The sequence below is a fragment of the Fibrobacter sp. genome, from assembly GCA_017503015.1.
In the GTDB taxonomy this organism is placed as follows: Bacteria; Fibrobacterota; Fibrobacteria; order Fibrobacterales; family Fibrobacteraceae; genus Fibrobacter.
In genome coordinates, this window is record JAFVTX010000057.1 from 1 (window position 1) to 14,001 (window position 14,001).

10 protein-coding genes are annotated in these 14,001 nt (G+C 53.1%); 8 read left to right on the top strand and 2 right to left on the bottom strand.

The window, feature by feature from the left end:
• The 3 genes from IKB43_10585 to IKB43_10595 form a co-directional block, all read left to right on the top strand.
• Positions 1–857: hypothetical protein (locus IKB43_10585; protein MBR2470571.1), on the top strand; the 857-nt coding region annotated here is incomplete at its 5' end.
• Entirely contained in the window at positions 854–1,531 is a 678-nt protein-coding gene (locus tag IKB43_10590; protein MBR2470572.1) for a hypothetical protein, read from the top strand. The genes IKB43_10585 and IKB43_10590, both read left to right, overlap by 4 nt.
• Before the next feature lie 57 nt (positions 1,532–1,588).
• Positions 1,589–2,371, top strand: a complete 783-nt coding sequence (locus tag IKB43_10595) for a hypothetical protein (GenBank protein ID MBR2470573.1) — start codon at positions 1,589–1,591, stop codon at positions 2,369–2,371.
• A gap of 17 nt (positions 2,372–2,388) precedes the next feature.
• On the opposite strand, the gene IKB43_10600 is transcribed toward IKB43_10595, so the two are convergent.
• On the bottom strand, positions 2,389–3,414 hold the full coding sequence (locus IKB43_10600; protein ID MBR2470574.1) for a WYL domain-containing protein: 1,026 nt from the start codon (positions 3,412–3,414) through the stop codon (positions 2,389–2,391).
• A gap of 345 nt (positions 3,415–3,759) precedes the next feature.
• Here IKB43_10600 and dnaB point away from each other — a divergent pair, with 345 nt between their 5' ends.
• The 4 genes from dnaB to cysS all read left to right on the top strand — a co-directional run bounded on the left by dnaB (position 3,760) and on the right by cysS (position 8,309).
• Positions 3,760–5,187, top strand: coding sequence for a replicative DNA helicase (gene dnaB, locus IKB43_10605; protein MBR2470575.1), 1,428 nt, complete (start codon positions 3,760–3,762; stop codon positions 5,185–5,187).
• Positions 5,184–5,963: an ABC transporter permease gene (locus IKB43_10610; protein MBR2470576.1), complete on the top strand. Its 780-nt coding sequence runs from the start codon at positions 5,184–5,186 to the stop codon at positions 5,961–5,963. The genes dnaB and IKB43_10610 overlap by 4 nt, the downstream gene beginning before the upstream one ends.
• A gap of 15 nt (positions 5,964–5,978) precedes the next feature.
• Positions 5,979–6,773 (top strand): ABC transporter ATP-binding protein, encoded by a 795-nt coding sequence (locus IKB43_10615; GenBank protein MBR2470577.1) that lies wholly within the window; start codon positions 5,979–5,981, stop codon positions 6,771–6,773.
• Between the two features lie 81 nt (positions 6,774–6,854).
• Positions 6,855–8,309, top strand: a complete 1,455-nt coding sequence (gene cysS, locus IKB43_10620) for a cysteine--tRNA ligase (GenBank protein ID MBR2470578.1) — start codon at positions 6,855–6,857, stop codon at positions 8,307–8,309.
• A 24-nt stretch (positions 8,310–8,333) separates the two neighbouring features.
• On the opposite strand, the gene IKB43_10625 is transcribed toward cysS, so the two are convergent.
• On the bottom strand, positions 8,334–10,235 hold the full coding sequence (locus IKB43_10625; protein ID MBR2470579.1) for a DUF4832 domain-containing protein: 1,902 nt from the start codon (positions 10,233–10,235) through the stop codon (positions 8,334–8,336).
• Positions 10,236–10,599: 364 nt separating this feature from the next.
• Here IKB43_10625 and IKB43_10630 point away from each other — a divergent pair, with 364 nt between their 5' ends.
• Positions 10,600–13,986 (top strand): AMP-binding protein, encoded by a 3,387-nt coding sequence (locus IKB43_10630; protein ID MBR2470580.1) that lies wholly within the window; start codon positions 10,600–10,602, stop codon positions 13,984–13,986.
• Positions 13,987–14,001: the final 15 nt, after the last annotated feature.

The window sequence follows — 14,001 nt, forward strand, 5'->3', positions numbered from 1 at the left end:
ATTCCATCACATTGGCTCAAACTAAAGAAGAAAAAGAAAATTATCAACGAAATGCGGGTTTGATGTTGCATTCTTTGGTTTTTTTTCAAGAAGCGCAGTTAAGTTATGAAGAAAATAATCATAACAAAGAAAGTGAGCAATTGCTAGATATGGCAGTCGATGAGTTGCAGCAATCTGTCACATCTGTTGCTCTTTGTGCAATAACAGGTGGTATAGGAGGTACTGCTGTCGCTGCAAAAAAAATATCAGCTAAAATCGTAATCGAAAAAGCTTGCCTTGGAATAAAAAATTCTAATTTTATAAGTCTTTTCTTTAAACATCTGTTTAAAAAGAAACAGTTAGAACAGCAACGAAAAGAATTTTATCATTTTTTAGTTGCTGTTTTTGATAAATTGAATCGTTATCGAAAAAATTTTGGAAATAATCAAATAATCCTTGCAGAAATGATCAACGATTATAGGGAAAAAATTATTGAAGACGCTGGTGATAAAACAGAAGAACTAAAACGCCTTGCAGAACAAAATGGAGAAATTTTGAATTATATGCCCGTGTTACCTTCAGAGCCCAGTAAGGGTGTGCTTGCGAAAGCCGTTTCAGTTGTTATTCCTTTGGTTGTGATGTTGGGTGTTGATGGATATATGATTCAAAATTATTTTAGTCAGTCGCCAATACTCGTTACGCTGGCGTCAGTAGCTGTTTGTATTGTGATGGCAATTGCACTTATAGTATCTCTATGGACAGTAAATGGAAAAATTAAAAGGCGCCAAACAGATTATCAAAACGAAATTACTAAATATCATAGAGAGGTTGCAGATTATTATTACAAAACGCTTGCAGATTTTTTCAGTGCTGCTTGATTTTTTTTGATGTGATTTTTATGTCTATTATTGTATATGATAATCGATTTGCTTCCTCGCAATACATCAACTTTTACCCATACGTGGGTAAGGATTATGCGAGCGCACGGCACAAGATTCTTGTGCTGGGAGAATCGCATTATGGCCCGCAATCTAGCAACGGCTATCATGAGTGGACTCGGGAAGTTGTCGAGAATGATTTCCTGGAAAACTACGATAAGGGTGAGGCACTCCCCAAATGGGCGCAGTGCCACCGCAATACGGCAAATGTTCTTGCCTCTGTCCGTGATGTCAATCCACATGAGGTTTATGACAAGATTGCCTTCTATAATTTCTTCCAAAAAAGCATTGGCGAAGGCGACCATGCGGATAAGCGCTATTTAACAGTTGAGTTAAAGGCTTTGTCTGCAAAGGCCCTTGCCGAGGTTATGGAAATTCTGCGTCCTGATTTGATTGTCGGTTGGGGGTGGGATAATCTAGAATGGAAATATCTCCCGCAGGCTCGTGATCAAGTTGAGATTAGCAAGAATTGTGCTGGAATAAACCTACATTTGTTCACATTAAATGGCTTCCTGCCCGTCCCCATTTGGTGTATGCACCATCCGTCTATGGGTATAAACATTGACGCCCATCGAGAATGCTTTGCGGAGTTGAAGAAGTATTTGGGATGGTGATATTGCTAAAACGTCTATTCTTTTGGGTAATGCTCGCTTAATCAAAAGAGTGCTTGTATGGATGATTTGGAAAAAATTCAAAATGAAATACAGAAACTAGCTTATGAGTGCTTTCGAAATGTGGATTGTTCGGAGGGCTTTACCTATCCGCTAATACCTCGGATATCGGAGATGTATTTGAAAAATAGAGTTGTTGTTATGGCTCAGGAAACAAATACTTGGGTGGGCCATATTGATTGTCCTGAAAAACAGGAGAAATTTTTAGGGGGATGTTTAGCGGAGTATGATAGATTTGTTAGAGATGATGTGGCTCGACATCGCGGTAAACTATGGCAATTTTCGAGAAGCCTTTATAAAAGAGGGCTTCTTGACGGATGCATTCAAAATGGAAGCATGTTGTCTCATTGCTGGATGAATCTTTTTTGTATAGAAAAAAGTGTTTACAGAAATGATAAAAATAAGGGACACCTTCCATCGCAAAATAGGGAACTTGCAAATCGCGTGCTAGAAATACAACAAGATTTTATTTTTCAAGTTCTGCGTTTGATCCAACCTAAGGTTATTCTCGCTTTGATTGGAAATAAAAATGATGATTTGCTAAAAAAGTATGCTTTGGGAACGACAAATGTTAAATCAATTTCAATTGATTCGAGTAACGCGTTTGGCGAACATGAATTGGCTGAACTTAAAGTCTGCGAAAATACAAATCCATTACATGAGACGCTGATTCTCAGGACGTATCATCCAACTTATTTTATGGGGCGAATGAAAGGTCGAGAAAGAAGGGCTTTGTATAGAGATTTAATATATGACAGAATACAGTCATTCTTGGGAAAATAAAGAATATTTATACGGCGCTAATTGCCTTTCCCCTCGTACATCCCTACCAGTTCCTTCGCGCTGTCCAGGACCATCTGGCGGAGCTTAGCGGGCTTTAGCACCTCGGCAATCGGGCCGAAGTACATGACCCATTGCTTGAGCAGTCCGTTGACCGCGACATTCATTGTCACGTGCAAATCGCCGCATGGTAGTTCCTTGATTTTCATGCTGGGGTGGTAGGGCCGCTCTTGCAGGAAGTTCTTGGCGTAGCCGGGGAAGTAGATGACAACCTTTTCGCAAGGCTGGTCCTGGTCGCCGGAAAGCAGCGTGCCCGAGCGGATGCGCCTGCGGAGGATTTCGACTACCTTCGGGTCTTCGACGAACTGTTCGCGCAGGGGCTTTACGGACTTAATGCGCCGGAGCTTGAGGGCGTATGTCTTGCCGGGGAATCTTTGTGAGACGCAGCCTACATAAATTTCTCCCTGGTGGATGGCGACCATCAACGGTACGCGGGGCTTGTCGGAAAAGTTCCCCCAGTTGTCGGTGTAGGCGATTTGGACTTTCTGTTTTTTGCGGATGGCGTCAAGGATTATGGGCAGGTTCTTGCCTACATTCTCGTCAACGTCGGGCGGTGTGCCTGTAAAGAGAATCCGCCCGTTCAGTTCCTTTGCGTAACTTGCTAGGGTGGCCTGTTCTCGTGCGGGCAGGTCTTGCATAATCCTTCCGGTAAGGTCTTCGATGAGGCTTGCGGTGGCGGGGTAGATGTTGGCGATGCGTTGCAGGAACATGAAGTGCAAAAGGGTATCGCCGAATTCCGGGAACACGAGTTTTTCCGCCCGTTCGAGAGCCACCTGGTACTCGGTCTTGCCGCTATCGACGATGCGCCGGATGTAGCCTCCGTCAATGTCCGCCAACGCCTGCATGTCGCGCTGGACGCTCCTCAGGTCGCCTTCGGGTATTTCCAGGCGGTTCATGATGTCGGCTACGCTGTAGTGGTTGTTGTAGTGCGCCATCAGGTAAGCGAAGATGCGTATCATGCGTTCGCCGCGGGTCTGTTCTGCCATAGGGCCTCCTGCAAATGTCATCCCCGCGAAGGCGGGCGGACAGCACTTAACAACTTGTTGTTTAGTGCGCATGGCCACCAAGGCGGGGATCTTTCTCAATATACAAAAAGCAGACGACAATAATTGTCGCGGGCATCTTTTCCCGTAATTGCGTTAGGGATCGTCGCGCCGTGCGGCGAGACGCGTAGCGGCTCGATGAGCCACCGAGGTGACGAGGGGGCGAGCAGAGCCCGACCTGGCCCCGTTTTTTGCGGACCTTTCGGGAACTGGGGCTAGGGAACGCCCGATTAAAAAACTTGCGAGGCAATTTTTCAGGCAAAAATTTTATCTTTATCGTGAATATTTATGTCTGAAAATGTAAGTGACAACAGGAATTTTGAGAGCCGCCAGGTGCCAAACGACCTGGAGGCGGAGCGCTTTTTGCTGGGCGGTATCCTCCGTGACCCGGAAGTCATGGGGACCGTCATCATGGTGGTTACCGAAGAGGACTTTTTCTACTACGAACGGCACAAGCTCATTTGGCGCGGCCTGAGCGGGCTGTACCGCAAGGGCACTCCCATTGACCTTCTGACCCTTTCGACGGAGCTGGAAAGCTACGGCAAGCTGGCCGAGGCAGGCGGCCGGGAATACCTTTTCGACCTGATGGAGTCGGTGGCCTCTTCGGCCAACGTGGAATGGAACTTGGAACACCTGAAAAACAAGTCCACCCTGAGGAAGATGATCAAGTCGGCCTCGGAGACCATCAAGAAGGCCATGGACCCCTCCTTCAACCCCGACGACGTGATCCAGGATGCGGAACGGGATATCTTTGCCATTGCCGACAAGCAGGTGAAGGGGGCAGTCAAGCCCATCGAGAATTTTGTTTCCCCCTTGCTGGAGCGGCTCAACAACCGCAAGGACGGCATTACGGGAATCCCCACCGGTATCAAGGAGCTGGACGACCTGACCAACGGCCTCCAGAATTCGGACCTGATCATCCTTGCCGCTCGCCCGGGTGTTGGAAAGACCTCTTTTGCCCTGACCATCGCGGCCAACGCCGCCATCGACTACAACAAGCACGTGGCCTTCTTTAGCCTGGAAATGGACGGCATGCAGCTGGCACAGCGTCTGCTTTGTTCCAGGGCCGAGGTGGACCAGTCCAAGCTCCGCAACGGCAAGCTGAACCGTGACGAGATGAACAAGATTATCGCGAAGGTGGCTCCCATCAACCAGTCCCCGCTGTATGTCGATGACAACGCCGACCTGGGCATCATGGAGCTCATGAGCAAGGCCCGCCAGCTCAAGCACAGGGGCCAGCTGGACCTGCTGGTGGTGGACTACCTGCAGCTGATGAAGACCGGCAACGAAGAGAACCGCGCGGTGGCTATCGGCAATATTTCCCGCGGGCTCAAGATTCTGGCCAAGGAGCTGCACATCCCGGTGATTGCCCTCGCCCAGCTGAGCCGAAAGGTAGAAGAGAAGGGCCGTGACCGGCCTCAGCTCAGTGACCTTCGTGAATCGGGCTCTATCGAACAGGATGCCGATATGGTCTGGTTCGTGGAACGTGCTTTTGTGCGGACCCACAAGGAAGAGGACAAGTTCAGTGCGGAACTGATTGTGGCCAAGCACCGTAACGGTTCGGTGAAGGACATCCCCATGACCTTTATACCGGAATACACCACCTTCTACAATGCTTCACCGGACGGTGGCGACGAGGGCGGCGACCAGCCGTACTCTTGCGACGATTACGGTGGCGGCTCTGAACCTGTTGGCTTTGGAGATTTCGGCCCATGATCCTGCTCAGCCCTATCATTTGGATCGGTAAGGTCATTGTCCAGGGTATCGCCAGCGTCGGCGAGATCGTGTGCCTGCTGCTTTCGACCCTGAAGCAGCTGCCCCACGTGTACAAGAATCCGGACCTGATCGTGAAGCAGATGATTTCCATCGGCGTGTCGTCTTTGCCCCTGCTCTTTGTGACGTCAATCTTTACGGGCATGGTGGCTACCATCATGGCGGAGTTCGAGTTCCACAATCTGGTGTCGGACAAGTTCGTGGGGACTGCCGCCTGCAAGATGGTGCTGATTGAGCTTGGACCCCTGCTGACCGCTATCGTGTTGGCGGGCCGTGTAGGGAGCGCCGTGGCCGCAGAACTTGGCTCCATGAAGGAGAAAGAGGAACTGATGGCCTACACGGTGCTTGGGCTTGAGCCGTACCGCTATTTGGCCTTGCCCCGGTTTGTGGCCTTCATTACCATGATCCCTTGCCTTACCGCCATCTCCAACGCTCTCGCTTTGATTGGTGGCTGGATTGTGTGCGTGCTCGCCCTGGATATTACCACCTACACCTACTATACGGGTATGCAGTACCTGTTCGACTCCATGGATTTGTGGGCGGGTATTATCAAGTCCTTCGTGTTTGGAACCCTGATTTTTGCGCTGGCTTACTACAACGGAGTGAATGCGAAGCCTGGCGCCCGCGGCGTGGGCCTTGCTACCATGAACGTGGTGGTGTCCAGTTGCCTCATGATTTTGATTGCGGACTTTGCCCTGGATGCGGTGATGTTCTTCTAGGATATAGGTAACGTTATGCCCAATGTAAAGATTGACCCGAACGATATTGCCATTCGCCTGAAGGGGCTTCGGAAGTCCTTTGGCGCTCAGACCGTCTTGGAAGACGTGAACTTGGATATTCGCCGTGGGGAGACCATGGTGATTATCGGTAAGTCCGGCGGTGGAAAGTCCGTGATCCTGAAGCACATGATTGGGCTTCTGCAGCCCGACGGTGGCGAGGTGTCGGTAGATGGCGTGACCATCAGTACGCCCAAGTTCTTTGACACCCATACCATCCGCCGCAAGATGGGCATGCTTTTCCAGATGGGAGCGCTGTTCGACTCCATGACCACCGGCGAGAACATCGCCTTTGCCCTGCGGGAACACCATCCGGAACTTTCCGAGAGGCAAATCCAGAACGTGGTTACCGAAAAGCTCAAGATGATCAACCTGGTGCCGGAATTTCGCACCAAGATGCCCTCGGAACTTTCGGGCGGTATGAAAAAGCGTGTGGCCCTTGCCCGTGCCATCGCCCTGAACCCTGAAATCCTTCTGTACGACGAACCCACCACCGGTCTGGACCCCATTACCAGCGACGTGATCAACGACCTGATTCTGGACATGCAGAGCAAGCTGGGCGTGACCTCTGTGGTGGTGACCCACGACATGGTGAGCGCCTTCAAGGTGGCGGACCGCATTGCCATGCTTTACAACGGTCGCATTATCGAGGTGGGGACGGTAGATGAAATCAAGAATACCGCGAACCCCTACGTGCACCAGTTCATTACGGGCCAGCGGAAAATGTCTGTGGAAGGGGAGCCGCAGGAATAGTTTTGGCGGCTTAGGAGCGCCTTTTTTCTATATTTGCCCCCGCTTGGCGCAGGTTGCGCCGCATTTAACCGGAGGCTTAAAATGGCACTTCAATTCTACAACACTGCATCGCGCAAGAAAGAAGTATTCACTCTCCCGGAAGGCGTTCCCGCCGTGCGCATGTACTGTTGTGGCCCGACGGTGTACCACTTCGCCCACATCGGTAACCTCCGCACCTACATTTTCGAAGACTTTCTAGTCCGTACGCTCAAGTACTACGGCTACAAGGTGAATCACATCGTGAACATCACCGACGTGGGCCATTTGACCAGCGACGCGGACTCTGGCGACGACAAGATGGAAAAGGGCGCCGCCCGCGAAGGCAAGTCCGTCTGGGACATCGCGAAGTTCTACACCGACGCGTTTATGGCCGACTGGCACCGTTTAAACATCCAGGAACCGACCCGCTGGACGCCTGCCACGCAGCACATCCAGGAACAGATTGAACTGGTGAAGACCCTGGAAGAAAAGGGCTACACCTACCGCACCAGCGACGGCATCTACTTCGACAGCCTCAAGTTCCCGCGCTACGCGGACTTCGCTCACCTCGACGTGGAAAACCTCCGCAAGGGTAGCCGCATCGACATGGGCGAAAAGCACAACGCCACCGACTTCGCGCTGTGGAAGTTCAGTCCGAAGGACAAGAAGCGCGCCATGGAATGGGACAGCCCGTGGGGTGTCGGATTCCCCGGCTGGCACATCGAATGCTCCGCCATGGCCATGAAGTATAACGGCCCGACGCTTGACATTCACTGCGGCGGTACGGACCACATCCGCGTGCACCACACGAACGAAATCGCCCAGAGCGAATGCGCCAACGGCGTGCAGTTCGCCCGCTTCTGGATGCACGGTGAGTTCCTGCGCACCGCTAGCGAAGAAAAGCTGGAAGACGGCACCACCGAGACTAAGTTCGGCAAGATGAGCAAGTCCAGCGGCGAATTCCTGACAGTTTCGTTGTTGATGGACCGCGGCTTCAACCCGCTGGACTACCGTTTCTTCGCGATTGGCAGCCACTACCGCAACTACCTGAACTTCACGTGGGAAGCTTTGGAAGGCGCTAAGGAAGGCCTCAAGAGCTTGCACAAGAAGACGGATCCGCTGATCGGCAAGGCTACCGCGATTACGAGCGATGCCGCCAAGGCTTTCCAGCAGGAATTCAAGGACGCCATCGGCGACGACCTGAACATGCCGCGTGCGCTCGGTATCATGAACACGATGCTCAAGAGCGAAATCGACGACGGCGAAAAGGCCGCCCTCGTGGCCGACTTCGACCAGATTTTCGGCTTGAAACTCGACCAGCCTCGTGAAGAATACGCTAAGAAGGGCGCAAACGACGGCGTGGATGTCACGAAGATCGAAGCGCTGATTGCCGCCCGCAAGGAAGCCCGTGCCGCCAAGAATTGGGCCGAAAGTGACCGCATCCGCGACGAGCTCGCCGCCATGAACGTGGTCATCAAGGACAGTAAGGAAGGCACGACCTGGGAGATTAGGGGCTAGGATCTAGGGATTGGGATCTAGGGGCTAGCGTGTCCTGATAATTAGCGAGGTCCTTGGCAAGTTTTTCAGGGAAATGGTTGTCGTTCCCTGAAAATCCTGTGCCATAAGCCTATGTCCCATCAGGTCGAAAATCTCCACACGACGGGCGTTCTGGACCGTAAGGGTCTGGCCGTGATTTTCCAGGCGGATAGTCTTGCCGCCTTTTGCATTTTTTGATGCCGGGATTGCCGTAACTACAGGAGCCTTCTTGCTCAGCACGAAACTGCCTACCAGGTTAGCGCCAGTCTCCTTGTCGTAGTAGGCGGAGTCGTTGGCGAAGCGGACTACGGAGTAGTTAGAGTCGGCGGGCCAGTTCCCGTACTGGGAAATTCTCAGATAGACGGCATACTTTCCTTCGGCGAGCGAATCGGGGAGCTGGGCCGCCACCTTCACGTCATTGATGCCGTCGGAGACAGTTTCGGACTGCACGTTGCTGTAGTCGGCGATGTTCCCGTTGGCATCAAACGCCGACTTCAGCACAACCTTTCGGCAGAGAATGTCTTGCGGGTCGAAGTTCCCGGTCTGCTTAAGTTCCAGCGGCGCGCCATAGACGGTGTCGCCTGCGGATTCGGTGACGCTCCTGAGCACGACGGTGACGGGGCGTTTCTTGGTCATGTTGCCAAAGCCCACGTTCTGGATTTTCATGTCCAGCTGGAGCAGGCTGCCTGGCCCCAGGGAATCCATCATGGAGGAACGACGCAGCACGTAGCGGTAGCCCAGATGGTCGTCGATGTACTTGAAGGCGGAATTCTGCAATACGCCGTTTCCGTCGGTGTAGGATTCGTAGGCCTTGTCGATGGTGTCCCGCGGGTGGAATTCCTCTAGCCGCCATTCTCCACCGTCGGGTTTTGTCAGGGCCCAGGTATGTTCGTAGTTCAGGTAAGAAGTGTGGGTGCGGAAAGCTTCGTAAGAAATGAATTTTGCGGTGTTTATTTTAGCATAGCCGCTGGGAGGGGAGCAGGCCTCGCCGCCGTAGGGAACGTGATGGGCGTAGTTCTCCATAAACGCCACCCCTTCTTCGCGACAGACGCTGCTGTTGCAGTTGCCGCCCCAGGTGCCGTAGTCGTATTCGGTTCCTACGTAGCAGTCGTTGTAGAATCCCGCCCGGTAGATGTCCTTGCCCAGGGAGTCTGCCTTCATCTTGAAATAGGGGTGATTTACATTGAAGGAGACGTTGTAGTTCCAGGCGGTGGTGTCGCCTGCGGCGTTGACTTCTGTTGTCGGGCTAAAACCGAGCCCGCGGGCGAGAACGCTAGGGTTTCTCGGACCTACATCTACATCGTCGTCGGTATTCTGCAGGAGGGTGGCAAGACCTTCGCCTACATAAAGCGGGTTGCTGATGGCGCTGGTGTGCTGTTCTCCGAAGGGGCCGTACATGCCCTGCTCCACGAAGGTAATCACGTCTTTGTATTCGTTGAAAACGGCGCTCAGTTGCTTGACGTGTTTCAGGATCCATTCCTGGGGCGGCTCCATGTTGCCCTTGCCGTTGTACCAGGGGTCGTAGGAAAAGCGGACAATGACGGTGGAGTTTGTGGCACGGATCTTATCCAGGTAGGCGCGGAAAGAATTCAGCATGGCCTCGGTCAGGTCCTGGGTGGTGCCGTGGGCATTCGGGTCACTTTCATCCCAGACGGCGTTGCTGGAGAAAGCGGAAATTTCCGCCCGCAGGTGCATGAGGCGGTTCTTGTAGTATGGCTCCACTTCGATAGTTTCGGGCCGAAAGTGAATTACCTGGGGCCTGTAAAAGCCCCGGTCCGGATTGTAGAAACTTTGCAGTTGGTCGGTGTAGTCTAGCGGCTGCACTACGGCACTTGTCGCAAGGGCGGAAGTAGCCACGGCAAGGGCTGCGACGGTCAACGCCCCGAAAGTCTTTCTTGAAACGAACATATACCCAAACTCCTACAGGTAAGATATATTATTTCCCGAGAAAAAGCACGGAAAATAAATGCTGGACCTAAAAAAAGGTCCGGCCTCGCAGCCGGACTTCGATTGTCGTAAGATTGTTACTCTTTGCAGATTTCTGTCTTTATCTTTTTGCAGGATTCTTGGGCCAGGACGTCGTCAAGGGAACTCATGCTGGAATCTTCTTCAATCTCTGGCGGGTTGCCGTCGCCATAATCCGTACTTACCATGACCTTTTCGCCTTCGACGGTCCAAAAAACAGGTGTGAGGAAATTGTAAGATTTTTGCCCTATTTCGTAACCTACCTTATTTTGGGGATAATGCTACATTTGCCGAAATTTGAGGATATATGAAGCTTTGCCGTTACCCTAGCGTGGTGCCCTATTTCATTTTGGTTTTTTGCAGTATTTTTGTGCAGATGGGGCTGTTCGTCCACTTTCAACGGTGGCTTTCGTTTTCCTTCGAGGGGTCGGCGTTCTGGTGGCGCAGCATGCTTTTGCAGTTCGCCATTTTTGTGCCCAGCATTTTCATGATGCCTGCGGCGAGTTACTTTGCGGGGCATTTCCGCAAGGGCCGCGTGATGGCCTGGTCGTCGGTGGGCATGCTGGCATCGGTGATTGCGGTGGTGGTGTGCTACGTGGCGGGGGCCGAGTGGGTGGCCTACGGCCTGTTGCTGCTTTACGGGATTTTCCTTTCGATTCTGAGCCCCGCCAAATTGGGTATCATGAAGGAGATGGTGGCGGCTGAGGACCTGGTGAAAATCAATTCCTGGTACATGGTGCTGTCGGTGCTGGGGACTGCGGGAGCGGCATTTTTTGCCATGGGGCTTTCGGGCCACGAGAATTCGCCGGTGAGTATCGATTTGACCCTCTGGATTTATCTCGGGCTTTCGGTGGTGACCACCGTTTCGGCGTTCTGCATTCGGGTGGGGGAGTCCCACGACTCCCTGAAAATGCGGTCCCCGGTGCGGGAATTTTCGGCCACCTGGAGCCACCCTATCGTGCGGCTTTCGATTCTCGGGCTTTCGGCGTTCTGGGGCGTGACCCAGATTTTCCTGATTCTTATCCAGCGCATGAACGACATGCTGAATACGGCGGTGATTCCCGTGTCCATGTTCAGCGCCACCGTGGGCTACGTGGTGGGCGCCCTGAGCGCCGGACGTGCGTCAAAGGGGTTCGTGGAGACCGGGCTGATTCCTTTTTCGGCGGCGGTATCTGCCGTGACTATGTTCTCGCTGCCCTTTGTGAATAACGACTGGCTTGAGGCTGTGCTTTACGGCGTGATCGGCTGGAGCGCGGGTTCTGCCTACGTGATTTTGCGGACGGTCATCCAGGGCTTTACCAGGCCCGATACGGCGGGCCGGATTCATGCGGTGGCGAACGCTATCCAGATGGCGTTTTTGGCCCTGATTATGGGCGGGCAGACCCTGCTTTTGATTTTTACGCCGGTGACCATCGACCATTGCTTCATGATTCTGTCGGTGATTCTCGCCCTGTGCTTTATCATGAATCTGCGGCAGACCCCCATGACGCTTTTGCGGGCGGCGCTCCGCTTTGCCTTTGCCTTCGTGTTCCGTTACCGGGTGAAGGTGATTGGCGTGCAGAACATTCCGGAATCGGGACCGCTTCTTTTGGTGGGCCCCCATTTCAGTTTTATCGACTGGGCGGTGCTGCAGATGTCTTCGCCTAGGCCGCTCCGCATTGCTAGTAACCGCAACACCTTTGCCGACTGGTACCAGCGCTGGTTCTTTCATGGAAATTTTCTGATTAGCATCAACCGCCGCGACCCGGCACCCGCCATGGAGCAAATCCACAAGGCCCTTTTGAACGGCGAGGCGGTAGTGATTTTCCCGGAAGGCGAAGTTTCCAAGACGCCCTATGTCTCGAAGTTTTCGCTGGACTATTCCAAGGCCATTGAAGGAACGGACGCGCAGATTGTGCCGTTCTACATACAGGGTCTGTGGGGGAGCCGTTATAGCCATGCCTCTGAAAGCGTGAACCGGCCGCAATCCTTTAACCGGGTGATTAGCGTGGGTTTTTCGAGGCCGCTCCCGACGGATGCCTCCGAGCAGAAAATCCGCAGCGACCTGCAGTTCTTGGCGGCGGACATCTGGAACATGGCCATGGACCATTCCGAAAGTATTGTGCCGCTCTGGTTCAAGGCTATGGAAAAACGTCGCTTCCGCCCGATTCTCATAGACCCTGCGGGCCGACATGTGAACGGCTTTGGCATGATTCGTCTGTGCCGTTACTTTGGTCGAAAGATTCGGGCTGTGGCGAAGGGCGAAAGGAACGTGGGGTTCATGATTCCCACCAGCCGCGATGCCGCCCTCGGGATTATTTCCATCTTGGGTGCGGGCAAGACGTCTGTCAACCTGAACTATACCGCCCCGGTGGATACCATTCTTGGCTGTATGGGAAAGGCGGAACTTTCTACCGTCGTCACCACTCGAGCGTTTTTCGAGAAACTGTGCGGCAAGAATCCGGCCTTTGCCCAGGTCGCCGAGAAGTGTCGCTTGATTTATTTGGACGAAGAGGAACAGAAGGTTTCGACTCTTGGCCGTCTGTTGGCGACGCTTGTCATTTTGACTTGCCCTGCGGCAATCCTTCGCAGGCTCTGGTTCAGTTCCGCCAAGCTGGAAGACGATGCTGTCATCTTGTTCAGTTCCGGTTCCGAAGGAACTCCGAAGGGAGTGGAACTGACCCACAAGAACGTGATTTCCAACGCCCAGCAGTGCGACTACGTGGTGAAACTCTGCCGTACAGACGTGATGACGGCGCTGCTCCCGCTGTTCCATTCCTTTGGCTTCACCATGACCTTCATGATGCCCTTGCTGGATGGCGTGCCTATGGTGCTTTGCCCGGACCCCACCGACATCAAGACTCTCGCCCGGGTTTGTGCCCAGTACAAGACGACCATTATGATGGGTACTCCCACATTCCTGCGGGCTATCGCCATCAACCGCTGGGTCCACCCCATGTGTCTGGATTCTCTCCGCTATATCATCGCTGGTGCCGAAAAGCTCCGCCCCGAAATGCGGGAAACCTTCAAACTCAAGTTCGGCAAGGACATTTACGAAGGTTACGGCTGCACGGAACTCACGCCCCTTGCTACTATTAATGCGCCCAATGTATTGCTGGATGACTTCTTGACCATGGAAAAGTGCAGCGACCACTCGAGCATCGGGCTTCCGCCTCCGGGAACCGTGGCCGCCATCATCAACCCCGAAACCAACGAGGTGTTGCCTCAGGGCGAAGAAGGCATGCTCGTGGTTACGGGCCCCCAGGTCATGAAGGGCTACCTGAAGGATGGCGAAAAGACTGCGTCCGTAATCATTGAAAAAGATGGCCGCCGTTGGTACAAGACCGGCGACAAGTGCGTGCTTACCGACGAAGGCTTTGTGCAGATTCTTGGGCGCTACAGCCGCTTTGCGAAACTGGGCGGCGAGATGATTTCGCTCACGGCGGTGGAACTCCGTATCGCCGAAACCAAGGTTCTCGATGGTCTTGAATTTGCCGTCACTGCGGTTCCCGATTCCGTGAAGGGCGAACGCATTGTGCTGCTGGTCAAGGGCGGCGACGCCGAAGATATTTCCCGCAGGCTCCGCAAGTCGGGAATTCCGCCCCTGATGCTGCCCGGTTCCGTTTTCTGCGTAGAGAGCGTGCCCAAGCTCGGGTCCGGCAAGTGGGATTTCAACGGTATGAAAAAGCTGGCCCAGGAACTGGTGGGAAAGTAGACATTGCTACATTCT

Excerpts from the sequence above, each read along its gene's own strand:
- IKB43_10595 (MBR2470573.1), top strand. The coding sequence starts at position 1,589 with ATGGATGATTTGGAAAAAATTCAAAATGAAATACAGAAACTAGCTTAT.
- IKB43_10600 (MBR2470574.1), bottom strand. The coding sequence starts at position 3,414 with ATGGCAGAACAGACCCGCGGCGAACGCATGATACGCATCTTCGCTTAC.
- dnaB (MBR2470575.1), top strand. The coding sequence starts at position 3,760 with ATGTCTGAAAATGTAAGTGACAACAGGAATTTTGAGAGCCGCCAGGTG.
- IKB43_10610 (MBR2470576.1), top strand. The coding sequence starts at position 5,184 with ATGATCCTGCTCAGCCCTATCATTTGGATCGGTAAGGTCATTGTCCAG.
- IKB43_10615 (MBR2470577.1), top strand. The coding sequence starts at position 5,979 with ATGCCCAATGTAAAGATTGACCCGAACGATATTGCCATTCGCCTGAAG.
- cysS (MBR2470578.1), top strand. The coding sequence starts at position 6,855 with ATGGCACTTCAATTCTACAACACTGCATCGCGCAAGAAAGAAGTATTC.
- IKB43_10625 (MBR2470579.1), bottom strand. The coding sequence starts at position 10,235 with ATGTTCGTTTCAAGAAAGACTTTCGGGGCGTTGACCGTCGCAGCCCTT.
- IKB43_10630 (MBR2470580.1), top strand. The coding sequence starts at position 10,600 with ATGAAGCTTTGCCGTTACCCTAGCGTGGTGCCCTATTTCATTTTGGTT.